Genomic DNA, 21001 nt, shown 5'->3' on the forward strand with positions numbered 1-21001 from the left:
CAGGTGAATATAATTCACCCGGATTTCCAATTATTCACCATCCACCGAAACGCTATCATTTTGTCCAATTACAGGCAACAAATGCTCGTGCAACTTCATCGCCTGCAAACAACTATTAATCCCAGAAACTGCCCGATCGTACTCTTGAATCTTCTGCTCGTTTTCAGCTTGCCGCCGCAGATTGCCAGCAATCTTTTCCTCCGCTTCCTGTGCCAAAGTTTGCTCCAAATAATCGCGGGCTTGACTGTATTTCTGCAAAATATCATCAGCTTGCTTTTGGGCCAGGGGCAACAAATGCTCTTTCAGGGTTTGGTTGACAGTTTGACGGAAAGTTTGCCGAATAGTTCTAGATACTTTCGGCTCAAAATCTAGCCGCAATAATTGCCGAATTGCAGGTTGGGCATCCACCATGTTTTCGCAGTCATAACCTTGAGAAGTTTGCTGCAATGTTTCCCGGAATTGATAAATCGAAAATGTGCCTTCGTCGTAAAAACGGGGACTTTCTCGCACGTAGCGATCGCACTCAACGCCCGCTGCATTTACCAAAGCATCCGAAACCCGCTTTGACAACTCCTCTAACTCCTGTTCAATTCCCCCATCGTTCCCCAACAACCGATAAAGTAATCGATAGTATTCAGACTTGCGAACGCTATCTTTCAAATACTGGAAATAATTATCAACCAGTGACTTAGTAGCCTCTACTAAAATATCTTCCAACTGATTCGCTAAATAATAAAGCGCTTCAACTAAAACAGCAATTAAAGGTGCTGTGGCATTGCGGGGATGATTCCGCAAAGTGCGTCCGTAAGCCGCCTCAACAGAAAATCCGTCTAACAATTCATCCAAGCGGCGGATCATCCGAGATTGCAGTTGCCGAAAGTCTATATCGAAAATATCGCATCTGTTCATAATCATTTCATTGACTTCTTCGGCGATATGTTCCCGAAAATCCTGTCCGACTTGCTGCAATTCTTGATTTAGCCGCAAAAGTTCCTGTGCTTTCATTGCTTCAATTTCGCGGGGCTGGCTGTCCAAATTCCGCTGAATTGTTTGGTAATGTTTCCGCAGTTGAATGCACAAATCTTCTAAATCGTCAGCGAGATTTTTGAACAGTTGCGGGCGTTTTTCTTCGGTGAGGTAGCGGGTGATGGCTGTGCGAAAATCTTCGATGCCGCTATCTTGAATTAATTGAGAAATTAATGGTTGTCCTTGCTCTGCAAGAATTCGCACGTAGTTTTCATTGGGTGTTTCGTAGCTGTTCACTGAAATCCGAAATTTGCTGGGAGAAAGTTTGCCGGAATTCGCACAGTAACGGTTAAATTCACTAACAAATTGCGGAGTTTCTTCACTATTACCGAGCAATTCTGAATCTAATTTATCATCAGCAGAAACTCCCCCTTGACTGGTGGCAAATATTGTATTTAAACCAAAGCGATCGCGCCCTGTGGTTCCTCGAATCAAACTCCCGTAAAATCCCAACAATCCGCTAGTTTTATAAACTCTCGCAGTATCGCGAAAGTCAGAATTAATCAGATTTTCTAAGCGCTGTCGCAGTTGCGTGTTGTACCAAGTTTCGTCAATGCGGTTGAAAATGTAAAATAGTCGATCGCGAATTCCCGGATTTCCCCGTGTCTTTTCCATCAACTCGGTTTCCTCCGTCGTCATTTCCCCAGACGAAGCCGCTTTCAAAACGCACACAACCGCCGAAGTATCCGGGCTTTCAATCTTATCATAAGTCAATTCTGCATCCCGCTGCACCGGCGCATCAATTCCCGGCGTATCGATAATAATATTGCCATCTTCCAGCAGCGGATGATAACAGTAATATTCCACTCGCTTGAGTACAGCACTGTTACTACCGCGACGGGCATAACTAGCAGCTTCTTTGAGATTGGAAAAGTTAAACTGTTCCATCGAGTAGGTAGCGTTTTCGAGAGTTTGGATGCGATCGCGATTTGCCTCAAAACCTTCCAACAGCAGCATCAAAGCCTTAGCTTTTTTGGCTACCTCGGATTTATTTTCGCCGCCTTCCGTTTCAATAATTATGTTACATCCCTGAGACAACAGCGACACTACATCTGTTTGATTAATATTAATTTCAGTAGCTAAACCTAGCTGATGGCAAAGCACAGCAGCTTGCTGGCCAATCTCAAACTCGCTCAAAAAAGTGAGGACAACGCGCTCTTTTTCCGGCTCAGCAAAGGCGATATAACATTCCGTACCTGTCGCGTGTCCTTCAGCACTGTAGAGCAATTCTCGCTCCAACAAAGCATTAATTAACATAGATTTTCCCGCACTGAAAGCGCCAGCAAACACAATTTCAAACTCAGGAGAAATTGCCTTTTTCAGAGAAGCTTGTACCGCCGTGATATCTTGTTGTCGCAAAGACGATTCCTGACGCAGCAGTTGCAGTAAAGAATCAACTTGCTCTTGCAGATTGTTGCATTGAGGGGGCATTTGAGTCATCGCGGCAGACTGCTCCTGATTGTGGGAAAATTACCTTATTGTTAATTCTCTGCTAGTTCAGGAATAATCACAACAGTAATTTTACTTATGCAATCCAGGATAGCTGAAAGTGCGATCCTCTTCGAGGGCTGCGCTAACGGCTATTCTGCGAGGAAATCTTGTGTTTGCAGCCAAGCTGTTAAATCTGATATGTCGTTAAAATTTAACAAGGCTTCTCCTAAGTTTTCCAATTGGTCGATCGACAATTCCCCGATTTGAGTTTGAACTTCGGGAGTGACAGCACCTACACGACGTTCCAATAGACGAATAATCAGTGCTATTTGTCCTGTTTTGATTCCTTCTTCTCTGCCTTCTTTTCTGCCTTTTTCTGTTCCGACTCGTACTGCTTTAGAGATTGCACCTCGCCGATCTTGGATATAAACTTCCTGTCTTTCCAAATCCTCTAACTCATCACGATTTAAATTAGCTTTACTTGCTATTGCAAAGGCTTTGTTAATTTCTGGCACAGCTTCCATTGTCTCAGGTACTGCATTTAAATCTCTAGCTGTTTTGAGGAAATAAAGCCACTTGTCGGTCAAGGTTTCTAACTCGTTAAGACCTTTTTTGAACTTAGGCAACTCGACAAATACCAATTCAATATCGTAACTCAGATAGTCACTCAAGAACTCTCTTTCCTTAAGAACAAACCGCGAAATTACTTTACTGAAATCCTCGAACATTTCAAAATCAGTAATTGTCAAGGCAATCACTGGATTCAACAGTACATATTGTTCGGCTGTTTCTGATTGCGTGGAATAAGCTTTAGCTGCATTGTACAAAATCCGCTTTTCAAAAGCCTCTACGTTCAAAACCTGCATCTCGATAATTACTGATGTGCCGTCATTTAACTTAGCTTTCACATCTAAGTAAGTCTCCTTGAGACCTCGAATTCGCGGAGCTGAATAAGGATCGAAAATTTGTAAACTTTCTATGGTGGGCTGACTGTCATACAGCAAGGCATTCAAAAAACTAATGAGAATGTCTTTGCTATTTTCAGAACCGAAGATTTTTTTGAAGGCAAAATCAGTCTTAGGATTGATGAATGTGAACATATAGGTAATGGGTTATGTTTGATAGCTCCGGCGTAATGTTTAACTGGTTCCCTGGCTCTGCCTGGGAATCAATTTCTAGAGGCTCTGCCTCGCTCTTCTATGAGGAAAGTTGGAGGCAGAGCCTCTGGATATGCGTTACCAGGCACAGCCTAATAACGAGTTAATTGGCAATTAACCATTGACATCAACTCTATTATACAGACAAATCCTGGCGTGGTTTAAAAGACTCAACCTCTCGCAACTTCAGGTACAATTCTCTTTCTTCGTCACTAATTTCCTTGGGAATTAACACCTGAATTTCTACCAATTGATCGCCCCGATCGCCATTTCCCGTCGGATAGCCCTTGTTAGCGAGCCGCAACCGCTTTCCAGACGTTACTCCCGGTGGCAATTTCATTTTCACCCTACCATCCAGCGTCGGTACTTCCACATCTCCACCCAACACCGCTTCGCTGGGAGTCAGCGGCAATTCGCAGCAAATATCCGACATTTCCAATCGAAAAAATGGATGGGGAGAAACTGTGATTTTCAAATATAAATCCCCGCCGCCCATACCTTGATTTCGCAAGCGAATCCTCTGGCCTGATACCATAGCAGGAGGCAGAGTCACCTCGATCGCTCGCCCATCTTCTAAACGAATTCGCTCGGTACCACCCGAATAAGCCCTTTCCAAAGGCAGAGTTAGCCTGGCCTCAATGTCTCTTCTGGGTTCGCGATCGACTGTTTCCCGTCGCATTTCGCGATCAACTGCTTCCCGTCGCATTTCGCGATCGTCCACATCCCTTCTGGTTTCGCGATCGACTATATCCCGTCGCATTTCCCTATCAACTGCTTCCCGTCGCATTTCGCGATCGACTGTTTCTCGTCGCATTTCGCGATCGTCCACATCCCTTCTATCTTCCCTAGAATTAGCTACATAACTCGTTCTTTTAGAAGCTGTACTCCACGGTTCATAGGAGGCTGCTCGCGGTGCATCATTGGCGGTCGCCATCCTCACTTCCCGGCGCCTTCCGAGCACTTGATCGAGAAATTTATTAAAATCCGAGTAATCGCTAAAATCGACCTCTTCGGCCGGTTTTTTGCGGGTAGCTTTACCGTTTCCCCAAGTTTTGAAATTGGGAAGTCGCACCCCTTGCTTGCCTTGAAATCCCTTTTGTTTCCAGAATTTACTAAACTGATCGTATTGAGCTCGCTTGTCAATATCGGAAAGAATATCGTAAGCTTCATTAATATCCTTAAACCTATCTTCAGCAGATTTATCCCCCGGATTTACGTCAGGGTGCAACTGTCTGGCTAGCCGTCGATAGGCTTTCTTAATCTCATCAGCCGTGGCCTCTTTGGGCACTCCCAAAATTAGATAGTAATTGCGAAAATTCTGCATAGTTAGTCATTAGTCATTAGTTATTAGTCATTAGTTATTAATTATTAGTCATTAGTCATTAGTCATGCTGCTTCCCTGCTTCAAGCTAGGGACTAATGACTAGGGACTAATGACTAACCACTAATTACAACCAATCGTCGTCATCATCCCAATCGTCGCTTTGATTCTGATAAGGGCGAGTGGGGCGATTAGCACTGCTTCTACGATCGCCCATACGATCGCCCATACGATCACCCATACGATCACCCATACGATCGCCGGTGCGATCATAGGGGCGATCATAGGGGCGATCGGGAATTGGATCGACAGTCGATCGCCTGTACGGTTTAGCATTGGTATAATAGCTGCTGTCATCGCTGCGCCGCTTGGTACTGTCGCCCGTAAAAGTCCGCTTCACAGACTCAAAGAAATCGTCATCATCGTCATCCATCGCAAACGCGGAAACTTCCCGGCTCAAATCGTAAAGAGCATCTTGCAAATCCGAACCAACTTGGTCAACTCCCCGTTCATCATTGCGTTCCAAACTGTCTCGCAATTCCCGAATTAAAGTTTCAATTCGCTGGCGACTTCTTTGAGCAAACTGCATTCCGCGATCAAGCGCCACCTCTCGCAACTGCCGCTCCGCTTGATAAGCTAAAGCTTCAGCGCGATTGCGTTTTTCTACTCTTTCCCGCTGCAACTTATCAGCTTGAGCAAACTGTTCCGCATCGCGAATCATTTGATTCACTTCCTGCTGACTCAGCGTCGAAGCACCTTGCACAGTAATGCTTTGTTCCCGGCCGGTAGTTTTGTCCAAAGCAGTCACCAACAGCATCCCGTTAGCATCAATATCAAAAGCTACTTGCACCTGCGGAATCCCTCGTGGCGCCGGCGGAATTCCAGTTAGTTTAAACCGTCCCAAAGACTTATTATCTCTGCCTAATTCCCGTTCCCCTTGGATTATGTGAATTTCTACCACAGTTTGGTTGTTTTCAGCCGTGGAAAAAATGTCCGATCGCCTGACTGGAATAGTAGTATTCCGAGGAATCAGTTTTTTCATCACCCCGCCGATAGTTTCCAAACCCAGTGACAGCGGCGTCACGTCCAACAGCAGCACATCGCGGACATCGCCACCCAAAATACCCGCTTGAATGGCCGCACCCACCGCCACAACTTCATCGGGATTCACATTTTGATTAGGCTCTCTATCAATCAAGTTGCGAACAACTTCCTGCACCAAAGGAATGCGAGTCGAACCGCCGACCAACACAACTTCATCAATGCGAGAAGGACTCAAACTTGCATCAGCCAAAGCTTGTTTGACTGGCCGCCGTAGCCGCTGCACCAAATCTGTACACAGCCCCTCAAATTGACCGCGAGTCAGCCGCGTTTCCAGATGCAACGGCCCATCTTCATTCGCATCGATAAACGGCAAATTAATCTCGGTGACACCGACTCCCGACAGCTCAATCTTGGCTTTTTCTGCCGCTTCGATCAAGCGCTGCAAAGCTTGTCGGTTGCGACGCAAATCAATTCCTTCTTTTTCTAAGAATTGTTCTGCCAACCAATCCACAATTTTGGAGTCAAAATCATTGCCACCTAATTGAGTGTCGCCGCTAGTTGCTTTAACTTCAAATACTCCGTCTCCCACGTCTAAAATCGACACATCAAAAGTACCGCCGCCCAAATCAAACACTAAAATTGTTTGACTTTCTCGCCTGTCCAAACCGTAAGCCAAAGAAGCCGCTGTCGGCTCATTTAAAATCCGCTTGACATCAAGTCCGGCAATTCGTCCAGCATCCCGCGTCGCCTGTCGCTGCGAGTCGTTGAAATAAGCGGGAACAGTAATTACAGCCCCCGTCACCTCTTGTCCCAGATAGCGGCTGGCTTCATCGGCCAGTTTCCGCAAAACCATCGCCGAAATTTCCTCTGGGGCAAAATCTTTTTTCAGGCGGGGACACTTGACTTTGATGTTCCCGTTGTCGTCGCGGCGAGTTGTGTAAGGGACGCGCTTCGATTCAGGAGTCAGTTCGGTATATTTGCGTCCGATGTACCGCTTGACGGCGTAAAACGTGTTTTGCGGGTTGAGAACAGTTTGGCGTCTGGCCATCTGTCCGACAAGGCGTTCTCCTTCCTTTGTGAAAGCGACTACCGAGGGAGTTGTCCGCATCCCTTCTGCATTGGCAATCACAACCGGTTTGCCGCCTTCCATGACGGCTACTACTGAGTTTGTTGTTCCGAGGTCAATGCCAACTACTTTACCCATGCGTCAGTTATCTCCTGTGGCGTTGTGTGTAGCTTTTTCAATATAAGCGTTAAGTATGATTGCATTTATTGTACCGCGTCGAGAAGCGGGGGCTGCGGGGGGATTGCCTCACCTGCGGCTGAGGCTCGGGTTGGCTGGGTACGATCGCGCTTTTTTCGATCGCGCCCAGCGCAGCAACTGAGGAGCGAATTGATTAGAGTTGAGAGCAAATTAAGGAATTAATTATAATGACCAATATCAAAGAAATATTAAAATCCGTTCAATTTGTGGTTGATGCTAACGGTAAAAAAAAAGCCGCACAGTTGAGCATATCGGCTTGGGAAGCTTTGATCGACTGGAGCGAAGATCGGGAAGACGAACAGATTTTCTTGCACGGCGATGGCGCAATTACAAAAATGCGACATTCCAGAAAAAGCGGGTTGGCTTGATTGGGAAACCGTTAAAGATGAAGGGGATGAAGATTGAGGTTATTATCAGTAGAATAAGCGTTGATACAAAAATCATACAGAGGAAGAGCCGTGGACATACTACCTACCTTTATCACCCATTACTATTGGGGCAAGCATGAGATGCTAAAAAATTTGTGTAATCTTCCTCTGAATGAAGCTGAAATTATTATTGCCAATCTTAGAAGCAGTGGAAAACGTGTGTGGCTCCACTCAGGCTACCTCAAGGATCGGCATCGCGTAGAGGAATGGCTCTATCACGAGTTTGAGAACAAGGGAAAAAAGCCCCGCCTCCGTCACCCACTGTACTTTGTTCTTGGTGAGAATGATGATTTTTTTAGCAAGAATGGTTTCTTCAGTAATAAAGAGCCTGCAAAACTTCAGCTTCCTCTGGCTATTTTTACCAGCGATACGATTTCTTTTACCTATCCTGACAGCATGACTAGCCTTAATCTAGTGAGTCCTCCCCCACCAGATACCTATGAGCTTAGACCTCGCGAGGATGGTCAAATGCCGACATTGGAGGAAATTGATGAAGAGATGAGAAGGTTTGCAGAATCGTACCGCAAGCCTCAACACGGTCAAGTGTTTACGTTGTCAGAAATTGCAGACGTGGTGAAAAGGTATGGAATGCCAGGAACAAAATGGCAGTCCGAGCCGCAATGGAGGATCGATCGCTATATTGAGGCTCAAGTCTGGGATGAGCGCCCTATATGGGAGTTTCTATCCACAAACACGTTAGACTGCAACGATTACAGCAAGCAGCTTTAGCGCAAGGACTGCGATTGCAGGCGGAACTAAAACATAGGGAACCTGCGGCTGAGATTTTAGCAATGGCAGAAGCGGTTCAAGCAGATTTGATTGTGGTGGTCTCAACTATAATTAAGTTATACCTATTATCAAAGTAGAGGTAGCCTGAATGACAGGATTAGAAGTATTGCAGTCAGTTAACTTTCTCAATCTAAAAGGCAAACAAGTTGCTGTCTTAGATGTCGAAACTTGGCAAGCACTTATCGAATGGTTAGAGACTTTAGAAGATGGGCAAATTGCCAAAAAAGCATTAAATGAGTTAAAAGCTGCTGGTGGAAACCGCCAGCGTGCCGGTTGGTTGAAATGGGATGATGTGGAATCGGAGCTAGAGTGAGTAATTACACAGTTTACATTAGATATCAAAATTAAAAGTGCGATCGCCCTCGCTCGCCAAAACACCTACAATCCAAATAAAACCATGAAATTCACCCTAGATATAGAAAACAACTCTACAGGCTGGCCAGACCACACTCAGCTACCCGAATCAGACGGTACTTTTGTGAAAAATTTCCAAGAACATCCCCAAAGCATTCTGTTAACCGATTCAATTACTCCCGTCTTCCAAAGCATTCATCCAGATGGTAACTATTGTATCGGTGTTTGCAAGATTGCTCCAGATTTAAAGCATTAAGAGCAATTCGTCGTAGCAAGGCTAAGTTTTGTGGCCCATGACCAGTACGGACGCGACAAGCATCTTCATTCCAGGTGACATCTAAAGTCCAATGCAGACCATTTTCAATACCCCAATGTAGACGGATAGCTTGCCCCAATTTATGAGCATTACATGACAAACTCGTTAAATAAAACTGAACTTCATGGGTAGTTTTATTCCAAAGATGTCTGACCCGGACTACCATGACAACACATTGAAGACCAACCCAATCTTTTTGGTTATGTAAAGTTGGTAATTGAGAAATAGGAACACACCAACAGGAGCGTTTTTCAGTCCGATGGTGACGCGAACTCTACTCGTTGGTCATAACTATGGATAATACCTTCAAACCCTTGAGACAATTGTTGCTCAAACCAATCTTTTACTTGTCCGTGAAGTGTAGGATGATTAGCTTTAAGGGCTAAAACGTAATCAGCTGTGTTCATAAAAAATTTGAGAGGCAATGGCTGTTTGCGTACCCATTGCATCAATCGTAATCATACATCCCGCCATATCTAATAACTCTAATAACGCAGGAATTGCAGTAATTTCATTAGATTTATCTGCTACCAATACTAGTTATAAAACAAGACGATCTTGACTCGACCAAGCCCTCACTAGATGTAAAGCTGATTTCCCCTCCTCTCTATCGTATGAGCCTTTGATAGTCTTACCATCAATGGGAATTACCGGAGCCCCTACTACCTCAACTATCGATTCAATCCAACGTCGAAAGCATTGCTCAAATACTTTGGGATTAATGCGTTCAATCGACGAGTCGAAATGTATCTGCACTTGGGATACCTCCTGGTAAAGCTAAAAACTGCTCCAACCATTCACATTTACTTAATCCATAATTTTCCATGTCTTCCCATCCATTACCTCCTGCAATTACTGCCAATATTCCAACGCTCAAAATATCTGTTAATGTATGGACACGCGTTCTTTCTACACGAGGGTCTTTGATATCACCAAATACTAATGCCATTTTTTCTGTCAGTGCAGTCGCCTGAGCTATACTCAACCTTTTTGAGCTTTTAATCCTGTGTTTTCGAGATTTGAAACCTGATGCCATAAGACTGACCTGTTAAGTAAGATAGATACTTTTTTCTTACAAGCATACTACATAACATCTTTGATACTCAAATTGTCTCTATCAATCTACAAGTGGGTTCAATAATCTGTATTTTTAAATACAAAATTAGATGCGCTTACCCTGGGACTATATCCTTGAAGCTGTATTAAGTGCAGGTTCATAGTGAATTGATATTAGTGCGACTCGTCGAGGGGAAAGAGCGGTATATTCTGTTGTTTTCCACTGATGTTAATCTGAGCGCCAGCGATATCTTGGCTTATTATCGCGCTCGATTTGAGATTGAGTTTATCTTTCGTGATGCCAGACAATATACCGGAATGGTCGATAGCCAATCTCGCAATCTGGATGCTCTGGATGCCCAGGTCAATGGTAGTTTGACAGCCCTAAATTTAGCCAAAGTCACCTTGAGACAAGAGGCTACCGTCACAGCTCAACCGACACCAGAGGTTATTTCATTTTCTATAGCGTCGTTCAAACCAAAAGCTTTAAATGAGCATTTACTAGAACTATTTATCGCCATGTTTGATTTGAACCCGACTTTGATTAAATTAAATCCAAACTACCAAAAGCTTCTAGAATACGGCTCTCTCAAAGCTTGACTGACCGAAAATCTGTCCGGACTGTTGAGTAGGGAGCTTAAAAAATTTTACCAAAATATCATACTTCTGCATATTTGCAAAACCGGGATGCTCCCTTCCAAAACTCACTGCGCCAAAACTTCCCTAATCCTTTCCCGAAACAAACGCACCGCCGCCCTTTGTCCAATACTTTTACTTTGTTCTATCAAACCCGGAATTTCTGCGATCGGCAAAAACGGAAAAGCCAGACTATTCTCCCTCTCTTCGTAATTACCCTCAACCAATTGATACACTTGAAGACATTGATTGCGATATCTCCAGATTTCAGGAACCCCCAGAGAAGCATAAATTGAGAACTTATTCAAAGAAGAACTCGTGTAGTCTGATTCGACTACCAAATCTGGTGGCGGATCGGCGGGTAAATTGATACTTTTACCTCTAACTACCGATTAATTTTGAACGTAGAAGCAGCTATCCGGTTCAATAGCACGAGTTAAATCTTCCCGTTCCAGAGTAAGAGCACCTAGCTTTCTCACCTCGATATCTAGTGCGTCTGCGAAAGCTTCTACAAAGCTTTCGATCATGCCCTTGGGCTCTTCATGTTCTGTAAGTGGTATTCTAATTTCTAAAACTCCTTCAGCATAAGCAATTCTCCACGCTCTACTGTCGCCGACATCAGACATTATCGCTTTAAATGTTAGCCATTTAATGCCTGTCAAAGTAATTAGTTTTTCCTCGCTACTTTGTTGAGGGGGAGTCAATGTGGTTATTACCATCTGAGGTACGATTAGTTAAGCTTTTATTGATTTTAACACGCCCTTCTCTCATCTGCATCCACTGTGGCACGGGCGTCCCACCTGTGCTTTGAAAGTGAGTCATGCCCACTGTGGCACGGGCGTCTCGCCTGTGCTATGGAAGCAGTTAAAAAAAGAGCGATCGCCCTTAATCCAAAAAGTGCGATCGCCCCTTTCAATTTCTAACCAGAAATCACCTCACTCAAAAGATGAGCCTGAGAACCCTCCAGACGCGGCCCGTGAATCTGCACCACCCTAGAAGCCAAGAAATTGCCCCAGCGAGCCGCTTGTGCAGAACTCAAACCATTAGTAAGTCCAAACAAAACACCCCCCGCAAAAGCATCTCCAGCACCCACAGTATCGATCGCCTTTACCGGAAATCCCGCCACATCAACAATCTGTTTGTTCTCCACCACCATGCAGCCTTTATCCCCATTAGTGATAAAAGCCAAATCCGAAATCTCGCTCATTTTCCGAGCGCACTCTTCCAAAGATTCCTCCTTAAAAAAGCTCCGAACTTCATCAGCATTGCAAAAAATTACATCGCAATATTCCGAAACCACCTTGTGAAAATCATCAGCAAATCGATCGACTAAAAAGCCATCCGAAAAAGTAAAAGCCACCTTCACACCCAGACGCTTAGACTGTTCCATCGTCTCAATGCTAGCCTTTCTAGGGTCGGGAGCATCCCAAAGATAGCCCTCAACATAACTGTACTTGCAGTGAGCCAGTCGATCGACATCAATATCAGTCGCAGCCAGAGTAGTAGAAACCCCCAGATTAGTACACATCGTGCGTTCCGCATCCGGCGTAGTCAGCACAACACAAGTACCAGTGGGTTCCTTAGACTCAGCAGCAGGATGCACATTAAAATCAATCCCCGCCGCCAGCAAATCTTGCCGATAAAATTCGCCATTAGTATCCTTAGCAACCTTCCCCGAATAATACGCTTTACCGCCACTCTGAGCCAAACCAATCATCGTATTTGCCGCCGAACCCCCCGATCGCATTTGCAGCGAATTGTGCTCTAAATCGTGCAAAATCCCCCCCTGCGTTTCCGAATTCATCAGCGTCATCCCGCCGGGATTCAGCCCGTGGCCGAGTACAAATTCATCTTGCACCAATGCTAGGATGTCTACAAGGGCATTGCCTACGCCAAACACATCCACGGAACCAGATTCTTGATTATTTTCTGTCATCGCTGCTTTTTTTTACACTAACTATCAACTCTATAATAAATCGGATTAAAGTCAACATCCCCACTCCCAATCTAAAGTCCCCAACTTAAAATCTAAAATTCACAATCCAAAATCCCCAATCTAAAATCTAAAATCCAAAATCTAAAATCGATATGACTGATACTTGTCTCCCACCTCTGATTCAGCAAATGTTACAGCCCGGCTTTTACCCGCACGCGGTGACAGAACCAGTGCAGCTACTTCAGACTCACGCTTCCTTTGTTTTGCTTACAGGAGATTATACTTACAAAATCAAGAAATCAGTCAATTTTGGCTTTTTGGACTATTCAACTTTGGAGAAACGGCAGCATTTCTGCAACGAAGAATTGCTGCTGAACCGACGCACTGCACCGGAAATTTATCTCGAAATTTTGCCAATTGTTAAAATTGGGGATTCATTTCAATTTGGCAGCAACTTACCGGCTATAACTCCGGCTGAAGTTGCTGTAGAATATGTGCTGAAAATGCGGGAGTTTCCTCAAGATTCGCTGTTGCTCAGTTTGTTGGAGCGCGGACTGTTGACCGAGCAACTTATGGCAGACTTAGGGCGGGAAGTTGCCAAGTTTCACAGCACGACAATTAGTAATAGCTACATTCGCACATTTGGCGAAGTCAGTCAGATTCGGGCCGCAATAGACAACAATTACCTGATTTCGCAAAAATATATCGGCGGGCCGCAGACTCAGGCACAATTTCAGGAAACTAAAGATTATACAGATACGTTTTTTGCGGAAAATCAAGAGTTATTTAACTTGCGGATTGCCAATAATAAAATTCGCGAGTGTCACGGAGATTTGCACTTGCGGAATATAGCATTATGGCAAGATAAAATATTACTGTTCGACTGCATTGAATTTAACGAGCCTTTTCGCTTTGTTGATGTCATGTACGATGTCGCTTTTACTGTAATGGATTTGGAATCGCGGGGGCGCAGAGACTTAGGCAATGCTTTTCTAAATACTTACATCGAACAAACAGGGGATTGGGAAGGACTGCAACTGTTGCCTCTGTATTTGAGCCGTCAAGCTTATGTTAGAGCAAAAGTAACTTCCTTAATGTTGGACGATGCCGCTATTTCAACTACCCAAAAAGCAGAGATTTCACAGACGGCAGCTCATTATTATAAACTGGCTTGGCAATACACAAAACCGCGCCGCGGAAAGTTAACTTTGATGTCGGGTTTATCGGGTTCTGGCAAGAGTACAGCAGCTCGATATTTGGCTCGCCACACTGGGGCAATTCACATTCGCTCCGATGCTGTTCGCAAACATTTAGGCGGGATTTCTTTGAATGAACCCGGGGGGCAAGATTTGTACTCGGATGAAATGACGGCTCAGACTTATGGTAGATTGTTAGAGTTGGGGATAATTCTGGCTGACCGAGGTTGGGATGTGATTTTAGATGCCAAGTTCGATCGCAAAAAATTGAGAACGGATGCAATTAATCAGGCTCAATCCCACGGCTTGCCCCTGGAAATCATTTACTGCACCGCACCAATTGAAGTATTGCGAGAACGACTGCAACAGCGCAGGGACGATATTGCCGACGCGACGGCAGAACTATTGAGTTCGCAGCAAGCAGCTTTTGAACCTTTTACAGAATTAGAGCAAATTTCTGTAACGATTATAGATACCGCGCAAGAGTTAGAGGTACAATTAAACTTGATTTGTGGGGAGTAGTTGCCGTTCGATCGCCCTTGGCAATTTGATTGTCTGCTAATATTGTAAATATCTTTCTGTGTTATAACAAACACAACTTGCAGCTCATGCCAAAATTTACCGGAGACTCCAAGGGGTTTAGCCCCGCGCTGATATGGTTTGTGTTGTTTACCGTTGGGTTTCGCTTAGTAGGATGTAGGCTGGAGCTCAGTCTCGGTCTTGGTGTCATCGGTGGCGTGGCAGCAGGTTTAATTGTCGCTTGGTGGCACAACGAATTACTACTCAACCCGAATTTAAATTCCAAGGATAAAACCTCGGATGCTATAGTCAATAAAGAAGTAGTGCAAACGGAGGGCCATAAATATAGCAAAACCTCTAGGGGTGATGCTGCTACATTGTTTGACTGGTTATCTGGACCAGAGGATCGTCGGTAGCACCGAAAAGAGTTTTGAGTATTGAGTTTTAAGTTTTCAGTTAAAGAGTTCATAATTCACAACTCAATACTAAAAATTTATCACTCCCGCCCCCCTAAATTACTAATTACAGATTAGCCAGTAACGAGGGTTGATTTCCAATTACCCATTACCGCTAACGAGCAATTTCAATTACTTGCTGAATGTTTGTATTTCTATCGAAACTCCTGCCGCTGTTTATTTATCCTTTGGGGTTGAGTTGTCTGTTAATGATGGCGGCTTTAATCACACTTTGGAAGCGTCCGAAATGGGCAGCGGCGCCAATTGCTGTGGCTTTAATTATTTTACTCCTCGGAAGTAGCGGTTGGGTTTCAAAATCGTTAGTTCGATCGCTCGAATGGCAAAACTTACCAACCGCCGAACTCCCCCAAGCTGAAGCGATAATCGTCTTGGGCGGCGGTGTCAAAGCCGCTTTACCTCCCCGTCCTTGGGTAGAATTAGGTGAAGCGGGCGATCGAATAATCTACGGTTCCCGACTTTACAAGCAAGGCAAAGCTTCCCTGTTAGTTCTCAGCGGCGGTAGAGTAGATTGGAAAGGCGGCGGGCCTCCCGAATCGGCAGATATGGCAGAAATTGCCCAAACAATGGGTGTACCGGCATCAGCAATTCTGCAAGACCCCGATTCACACAACACCTATCAAAATGCTGTCAACGTGCGAAAAATTTTAGATGCTAAAGGCATAAAAGGGCCGGTTTTGCTAGTGACATCGGCGATGCACATGACTCGATCGCTCTTAATTTTCCAGCGTCAGGGAATAAAAGCAATTGCCGCACCAACAGACTTTCAAATAACGCAGCAGGATATAGCAGCATCCCAAAGGAATTGGCAAGCAGCCGCACTGGATTTATTGCCCGACACCTATGAGTTACACCAGTCAACTAAAGCTTTAAAAGAATACATCGGCTTAATCGTTTATCGGCTGCGGGGATGGCTTTAACAGAATTTTAGATATTAGATTTGGGATTTGGGATTGAAGAATTCAAATAGTCTCATCACGGATGGATCGTGCAACCAGAATTGATAGAATTCATCTGCGTTAATCTGCGTTAATCTGCCCTCATCTGCGGTTGAAAAAAGAGAATTGCTCGGGCCGCAGATAACAATGGATTGACGCAGATTCACGCAGATAAAGAGAAGAGAGATAGGAATTATTCCGATGCTAACAGATTTGATATAAATCCCAAATCCCAAGTCCAAAATTGATTCAGTGTGTTAGCTTAAAGTCATTACAGCCAAGATTTGCCCCAGTCGCCCCCAAACAATCATGCTGCCCCACGAGTTGCAAGACATTGCCCCAGAACCGACTCCCGCGGCCGAAATTTTTCAGAGACACCAAATTGTCCGCGAGTTTTACGATGAAATTAAGTACCGTCAAGAACTAGAACTTCATTGCCAGTGGTATTACGCTACAGCCAAGCAGCATCAGCAGGAATTACAGAAAATGCAGGGAGATTTGAATATCTTCGGTTGGTTCAGCCGCAGACGGTCGAAAAATTAAGGATTCAACAAAAAAGATGGTTTGTAGTAAGGACGAGAGTCCCACCGATCGACTAAAAGCCACAGAAAAAACTGAAGTCCTGACTACAAACTCTAAAATGGTTGTATGAGCTCCGCCCAAAAACGGATACTTGCCAACGGCAGGAGGATCGATCAGCCGAAAATTTTAGACTAAGGTTCAAACTCCCAGATTCATCTGTGGAGTAAATCTAAAATCTAAAATCTAAAATCTAAAATCGACTGACCGAATTTGATATTGTCTTTGGGCTCCGGCTTCAACTTTTGAGACAGCTAGACTTCCGAAGATATCAATTCGACCTCATCCTCTTTCAGGTGAGCTCGAAATTTTTTGTCAAATTGTACTAGAATCGGCCAATTAGCACTGACAGGTCGGCCGTGCCATTCGTGAACGATCGCCACGACTTCTCCTTCCATACCCTTAATATCAAATGGTTGACTGCGATTTTGAGGGTGGTGGTAGACAACAACAGAGTTTTTAATGCAAACGCGATCGCCAACTTTCATAGACTTAAATTTAGTGTTCTCTCTTCAAAACTCTGCAAAGCCTACGGGTGTTTAACACTTGTACGCTTTGCCGACAGTCTTCTTATCTTCCCACAAGTAGAGCGAAAACTTAAACAAAGTTGGCGGTTCCCTGTCGCTGATTCGATCCCCAGCCGCGATCCACGTAAACCGAAATGTCGATGATTCTCGGTTGAACCCGCAGGCCCGATCGGCATTTAAAGCTCAATCGGGCGGATTCTCAAGGGCGGGAATTGATGCAGGCTAATCGGGAAACTATTTACTTAACTGATTTAACCAACACTCAACATCAACGGCCAAGGTTTGACCCAACTCCAGCAACTGCCGGATCGAAGACAACTCCCAGCCGCCGCCTGAACGCGCAATCTCCAAGGCAACGGCAGCCCCCGCAGTTTCGCCCGCCGAGGCATCTTGCCGTTGCAGCCAGCCCAAACACAGAGGCACAATTTGACTGTACAGAGAATCGAAATACAATTCCTGCGATTTGTCCAAACACAAACCCAGACTCAGCCGATCGCCCACAGCAATCAAACGCTCGATCATGCGGATCTCAGCTTCTAACTGGACAGGCGAGCGATCTTCCACGCTCGATCCTGCTTGCAGCAGCGCGTCTAGCGATCGCCAAACCATCTTTTCCAAAATTTCCTTGACTTCGGGAACGTTCAACCGACAGCGGAGATGACCGCTTTCAGTGGCGATCGCCTCAATTTCGGCCAGCAGCGGTTCCACATCCTCGGTTTCCACTTCCAGGGCCTTGGCCGCCGTCAAACAGCGGTGTCCCAAAGCCACCTCAGCAGCCACCTGCAACTCTACCGGCACCGGCAACTCGTCGCGGTGGAACGCCATCATCACCCCATAATTTTCGCGGTAAACCTGAGTGTAAAGCTGATCCAACCGAGTCAAATTTTCCTGACTCAGCAACTGCACGATCCGGTGGCGTTCCTCAGCGAATAAATCCCGCAAGCTAAAGGACTGATCCCCAAACAGCCGCACCATTTCCAGAATGGCGTGGGCTGCCGAAGCTTCTTGCATAACTCCAAACAACCGCTCTTTCAGCATAGTGTAAGACCGGCGGCTGCCAAAAGGCTGAATACAGCAGTGGAAGTCCCAGCCGCCGAGGTGCAACGCAGCAAACACAAAAACCTCTGTTTCCCGCGTAATTTCCGAGGTTAACTGCAATTGACCCACAGCCAGAGTCATCGAGCCCATGCGCTGAATTTGGAAATCTTCCTGCAGGGCCTGATAGCAGTAAACTCGCTGTTCGCGGGGATATTTGGCAAACAGAGAACTGATCGCGTAGTGGGCCGCCACTTGTCGGAGACTAATTTGGGCTGTCACCACCAGTTTGCGGTAAACTTCAGCCCCTGTTTTGAAATAGTCAACGTTGCTGGGTACGAAGGCTAGTCGATCGACAAAATCCTTTTCTAGCTGGACGCCTGTAACTTCGCCCGCCAATTCGAGCGCCCGGGCCGCGTAGCGCAGAATTTGCACGCCTTCTGGCCGCGAGATTTCTTCAAAAAACCAGCCGCAGCTAGTGAACATTAACAGGGCGTGGCGCTGCATTTCCAGCAGCCGCAGGGCGTCCACCTGTTCTCCGGCATCGAGGGGGCGCACTTGATGGCGTTGAAGGAAACTGTCAACATTACTGGGCGATCGATCCCGGATAACCTCAATATATTCATCTCTGGCTTTCCAGGGATCGCACAACAGCTTGCGCCCCGCTTCTTCGTAAATCGGAATCAGTTGATCGCGCAGCCAATTCAGAGTATCCCGCAGAGGGCGGCGCCATTTGAGGTGCCATCCGCCGCCACCACCGCAGCCGCAATCATCTTGCCAGCGATCGACCCCGTGAGAGCAACTCCAGGCCGTCACCGGTTTGAGTTCCACTTCCCAAGCGCTCGGATTTTGACTTAAATAATGAGCAAAATTCGTTACCGTCCAGCCTCGGCGGGGAAACTCTTCTGTGAAGGCGTAGGCGAGGCATTTTTCGGTACTGTGTTTGTGGTGGCCGAAAGTTTCGCCGTCCGTCGCCACGCAGATTAATTGAGCCGGTCGGTGGTCTCCCCGCACTGCTTGACCCAAGCGCCCCACCAAGTGGTGGCTGCTGCTGAGAACGTCATTGAAGCCCATATCCCGCGAGATCGGGCCATCGTAGAAAAAGATATCGATATAGGGGGTGTTGGTAGTTGGGGCTGGAGAATTTTGGGAGTGCTGGCGACCAAAATAGTGAGTGCTCAGCGGCGAGAGTTGGTGGTCAGCCATCAATCGCATTTCTGGTTTCAAATAGCAGCGGTACGGGCGAGTCGGATCGATTTGACCCCCGCCGACTTCGTGCCATTCGGAATTTTGCCCTGGTTCTCCTTCGTGGTTTTGCCCGATTAGCGGGCGGCAGCGTTCGGCTTGGGAGGGGGCTAAGACAATGAAGCGGATGCCTTCAGCGACTAAAACTTCGAGGGTGGCGTAGTCTACGGCGGTTTCGGCGAGCCACATTCCTTCGGGATCGCGATCGAACCGGGAGCGAAAATCTGCGATCCCCCAGCGAATTTGGGTGTATTTGTCTCGCTCGTTAGCCAGCGGCATGATGATGTGATTGTAGACTTGGGCGATCGCGTTGCCGTGACCGTTGAGCCGCTGACAGCTTTTGCGATCGGCCTCCAGAATCCGCTGGTAGACTTCCGCGTCGTAGCGTTCCAGCCAGCTCATCAGGGTCGGCCCGATGTTGAAGCTCATATACTCGTAGTTGTTGACGATCCCCGTGACTTCGCCGCGATCGTTGAGTATGCGGGCAAAGGCGTTCGGGCGGTAGCACTCGTTGTCAATGCGTTCGTTCCAGTCGTGGGAAGGAGAGGCGCTGGCTTGGCGTTCGATCGCGTCCAGGTAAGGGTTTTCCCGGGGTGGCTGGTAAAAGTGGCCGTGAACAGTCACGCACACCCCAGTTGCAGCAGCCACGCTGGTTTGGGTTGCAGCCGTTACGGTTGGCGAAGACAAAGGCAGCACATCGGATTGAGTAGTAGAAATCGAAACCATGCGATCGAATCCTCAAGTAGTTAAAGACAATAAAACCAGCCTAATTAGAAACTGAAACCTTACGCAGCAAGAGTTACAGCTAGGCATCTGTTAGGACTAAATTTGGCTGACAAGTTTTGATACATTTGTAGTATTGCGAGCAAAGCATTCGTTCCAAGATGCCAACCGTCGATCCCTGGTTTTTTTGCCAATGCTTTGCTGTTGAAAGAGTTAAAAAAGGTAGCTTTTGCTGCTTTTTGGCACTTGCGACCCATTTCGGGTTCGTGCTTGCAGGGCTGCTCATTGAGATTTTGATTTACATTGCTGGATCTTAAAGTCTTATTCATTAAATAGCAAGTTTTCGCCGGAAAAATTTAAAATTTGGCGATAAATCTTGGCGGTTGTGGAGATAATTTTAACGCCAGGGCATCGGTCAACAGCAGGAGATTTGCCTGCGGTTGAGCGCTTCTATACCGCGCTTCCGGTCGATCGGACTCAAATGCACCTGCCCCTTTGGGCGATCAAATTTGGCTGTTGTCGCGCTTTTTGCATCACAGACTCTATGTACTCTGCTTTGCTGCTTGTGTATGCTTCCCGGTCTGTTGAAAAGCGTTGAGCAAGATCGTACTTCAATTGTGCATAACGTGCCACTTCGTCTGAATGCTGGCAAAGATAATCTCGAAATAGCAAACGCTCCCACAACACACTATCTGGCTCAACCATGTGAATGTGATGAGTGCGTGGACTGTTTGGTGGTAAACCTTTCACAAAAAACATACGTTGGCGATCGGGATTATCAAACCAATAAGCATAGCCCAGCGTTTCTAATTGAGAAACAGTAACTTGCTTTGCTTTTGCCAATGAACGTACCCCTACCAATAAATCAATGATGGGTTTTGCAGCCAAACCGGGTACTGCCGTGCTGCCAAAATGCTCAACGCGAGTGATGATAAGTAGTCAGACACAATTAATTACACAAATACATAGTAGAATGATATTTCCGGCAAAATTATGAGTTAATTACAG

At 45.9% G+C, this 21001-nt stretch carries 24 protein-coding genes and 1 pseudogene; 11 read left to right on the forward strand and 14 right to left on the reverse strand.

The window, feature by feature from the left end; translation table 11 throughout:
• Positions 1-30: 30 nt before the first annotated feature.
• The 4 genes from QUB44_RS11345 to dnaK all read right to left on the reverse strand — a co-directional run bounded on the left by QUB44_RS11345 (position 31) and on the right by dnaK (position 7183).
• Positions 31-2466, reverse strand: coding sequence for a dynamin-like GTPase family protein (locus QUB44_RS11345; RefSeq protein ID WP_333366808.1), 2436 nt, complete (start codon positions 2464-2466; stop codon positions 31-33).
• 140 nt (positions 2467-2606) lie between these two features.
• Entirely contained in the window at positions 2607-3557 is a 951-nt protein-coding gene (locus QUB44_RS11350) for an Rpn family recombination-promoting nuclease/putative transposase (RefSeq protein WP_333366811.1), read from the reverse strand.
• Between the two features lie 193 nt (positions 3558-3750).
• Positions 3751-4938, reverse strand: a complete 1188-nt coding sequence (locus QUB44_RS11355; protein WP_333366814.1) for a J domain-containing protein — start codon at positions 4936-4938, stop codon at positions 3751-3753.
• A gap of 124 nt (positions 4939-5062) precedes the next feature.
• Positions 5063-7183, reverse strand: coding sequence for a molecular chaperone DnaK (gene dnaK / locus QUB44_RS11360; protein ID WP_333366817.1), 2121 nt, complete (start codon positions 7181-7183; stop codon positions 5063-5065).
• A gap of 55 nt (positions 7184-7238) precedes the next feature.
• Here dnaK and QUB44_RS11365 point away from each other — a divergent pair, with 55 nt between their 5' ends.
• The 6 genes and pseudogenes from QUB44_RS11365 to QUB44_RS11385 form a co-directional block, all read left to right on the forward strand.
• On the forward strand, positions 7239-7364 hold the full coding sequence (locus QUB44_RS11365; RefSeq protein ID WP_333366821.1) for a hypothetical protein: 126 nt from the start codon (positions 7239-7241) through the stop codon (positions 7362-7364).
• Between the two features lie 46 nt (positions 7365-7410).
• Entirely contained in the window at positions 7411-7611 is a 201-nt protein-coding gene (locus tag QUB44_RS11370; protein ID WP_333366824.1) for a hypothetical protein, read from the forward strand.
• A gap of 90 nt (positions 7612-7701) precedes the next feature.
• Positions 7702-8400 (forward strand): hypothetical protein, encoded by a 699-nt coding sequence (locus QUB44_RS11375; RefSeq protein WP_333366827.1) that lies wholly within the window; start codon positions 7702-7704, stop codon positions 8398-8400.
• The gene (locus QUB44_RS31135) at positions 8343-8537 is read left to right on the forward strand and encodes a universal stress protein (protein ID WP_445299889.1); all 195 of its coding nucleotides are present in this window, start codon (positions 8343-8345) and stop codon (positions 8535-8537) included. Before QUB44_RS11375 ends, QUB44_RS31135 begins: the two co-directional genes overlap by 58 nt.
• An 11-nt stretch (positions 8538-8548) precedes the next feature.
• Positions 8549-8773 carry a hypothetical protein gene (locus tag QUB44_RS11380; protein ID WP_333366829.1) on the forward strand — a complete coding sequence of 75 codons (225 nt, stop codon included), beginning with the start codon at positions 8549-8551 and terminating at the stop codon, positions 8771-8773.
• 84 nt (positions 8774-8857) lie between these two features.
• Positions 8858-9037 (forward strand): annotated as a pseudogene (locus QUB44_RS11385) (Uma2 family endonuclease); the annotation flags it as partial.
• Here QUB44_RS11385 and QUB44_RS31140 read toward each other — a convergent pair.
• The 3 genes from QUB44_RS31140 to QUB44_RS11395 all read right to left on the reverse strand — a co-directional run bounded on the left by QUB44_RS31140 (position 8988) and on the right by QUB44_RS11395 (position 10166).
• Positions 8988-9356, reverse strand: coding sequence for an ISAs1 family transposase (locus QUB44_RS31140; protein ID WP_445299891.1), 369 nt, complete (start codon positions 9354-9356; stop codon positions 8988-8990). The pseudogene QUB44_RS11385 and the gene QUB44_RS31140 overlap by 50 nt on opposite strands.
• Before the next feature lie 167 nt (positions 9357-9523).
• Complete coding sequence (locus QUB44_RS11390) at positions 9524-9664, reverse strand: hypothetical protein (RefSeq protein ID WP_333366832.1); 141 nt, start codon at positions 9662-9664, stop codon at positions 9524-9526.
• Positions 9665-9857: 193 nt separating this feature from the next.
• Positions 9858-10166: a transposase family protein gene (locus QUB44_RS11395; protein ID WP_333366836.1), complete on the reverse strand. Its 309-nt coding sequence runs from the start codon at positions 10164-10166 to the stop codon at positions 9858-9860.
• Between the two features lie 170 nt (positions 10167-10336).
• Between QUB44_RS11395 and QUB44_RS11400 the strand changes: the two genes are divergently transcribed.
• Positions 10337-10786, forward strand: coding sequence for a hypothetical protein (locus tag QUB44_RS11400; RefSeq protein ID WP_333366838.1), 450 nt, complete (start codon positions 10337-10339; stop codon positions 10784-10786).
• 104 nt (positions 10787-10890) lie between these two features.
• Here the strand turns inward: QUB44_RS11400 and QUB44_RS11405 are convergent, their stop codons facing one another.
• The 3 genes from QUB44_RS11405 to QUB44_RS11415 form a co-directional block, all read right to left on the reverse strand.
• The gene (locus tag QUB44_RS11405; protein ID WP_333366945.1) at positions 10891-11193 is read right to left on the reverse strand and encodes a Uma2 family endonuclease; all 303 of its coding nucleotides are present in this window, start codon (positions 11191-11193) and stop codon (positions 10891-10893) included.
• A gap of 21 nt (positions 11194-11214) precedes the next feature.
• Positions 11215-11541, reverse strand: coding sequence for a hypothetical protein (locus tag QUB44_RS11410; RefSeq protein ID WP_333366841.1), 327 nt, complete (start codon positions 11539-11541; stop codon positions 11215-11217).
• A gap of 200 nt (positions 11542-11741) precedes the next feature.
• On the reverse strand, positions 11742-12758 hold the full coding sequence (locus tag QUB44_RS11415; protein WP_333366845.1) for an adenosine kinase: 1017 nt from the start codon (positions 12756-12758) through the stop codon (positions 11742-11744).
• A 152-nt stretch (positions 12759-12910) separates the two neighbouring features.
• On the opposite strand from QUB44_RS11415, the gene QUB44_RS11420 reads away from it, so the two are divergent.
• The 4 genes from QUB44_RS11420 (at position 12911) to QUB44_RS11435 (ending at position 16427) form a co-directional block, all read left to right on the forward strand.
• The gene (locus tag QUB44_RS11420; RefSeq protein WP_333366848.1) at positions 12911-14476 is read left to right on the forward strand and encodes an AAA family ATPase; all 1566 of its coding nucleotides are present in this window, start codon (positions 12911-12913) and stop codon (positions 14474-14476) included.
• A 29-nt stretch (positions 14477-14505) separates the two neighbouring features.
• Positions 14506-14889 carry a hypothetical protein gene (locus QUB44_RS11425; RefSeq protein ID WP_333366852.1) on the forward strand — a complete coding sequence of 128 codons (384 nt, stop codon included), beginning with the start codon at positions 14506-14508 and terminating at the stop codon, positions 14887-14889.
• A 182-nt stretch (positions 14890-15071) separates the two neighbouring features.
• Positions 15072-15866 carry a YdcF family protein gene (locus QUB44_RS11430; RefSeq protein ID WP_333366855.1) on the forward strand — a complete coding sequence of 265 codons (795 nt, stop codon included), beginning with the start codon at positions 15072-15074 and terminating at the stop codon, positions 15864-15866.
• 327 nt (positions 15867-16193) lie between these two features.
• The gene (locus tag QUB44_RS11435) at positions 16194-16427 is read left to right on the forward strand and encodes a hypothetical protein (RefSeq protein WP_333366934.1); all 234 of its coding nucleotides are present in this window, start codon (positions 16194-16196) and stop codon (positions 16425-16427) included.
• A 290-nt stretch (positions 16428-16717) separates the two neighbouring features.
• Here QUB44_RS11435 and QUB44_RS11440 read toward each other — a convergent pair whose 3' ends face one another.
• The 4 genes from QUB44_RS11440 to QUB44_RS11455 all read right to left on the reverse strand — a co-directional run bounded on the left by QUB44_RS11440 (position 16718) and on the right by QUB44_RS11455 (position 20926).
• Positions 16718-16951: a ferredoxin-thioredoxin reductase variable chain gene (locus QUB44_RS11440; protein WP_015179327.1), complete on the reverse strand. Its 234-nt coding sequence runs from the start codon at positions 16949-16951 to the stop codon at positions 16718-16720.
• A gap of 273 nt (positions 16952-17224) precedes the next feature.
• Positions 17225-19996, reverse strand: coding sequence for a DUF3536 domain-containing protein (locus QUB44_RS11445; RefSeq protein WP_333366939.1), 2772 nt, complete (start codon positions 19994-19996; stop codon positions 17225-17227).
• A gap of 59 nt (positions 19997-20055) precedes the next feature.
• Positions 20056-20322: a hypothetical protein gene (locus QUB44_RS11450; protein WP_333366942.1), complete on the reverse strand. Its 267-nt coding sequence runs from the start codon at positions 20320-20322 to the stop codon at positions 20056-20058.
• 148 nt (positions 20323-20470) lie between these two features.
• Complete coding sequence (locus tag QUB44_RS11455; protein WP_333366949.1) at positions 20471-20926, reverse strand: GrpB family protein; 456 nt, start codon at positions 20924-20926, stop codon at positions 20471-20473.
• Positions 20927-21001: the final 75 nt, after the last annotated feature.

This window comes from Microcoleus sp. AT3-D2, from assembly GCF_036705715.1.
In the GTDB taxonomy this organism is placed as follows: Bacteria; Cyanobacteriota; Cyanobacteriia; order Cyanobacteriales; family Microcoleaceae; genus Microcoleus.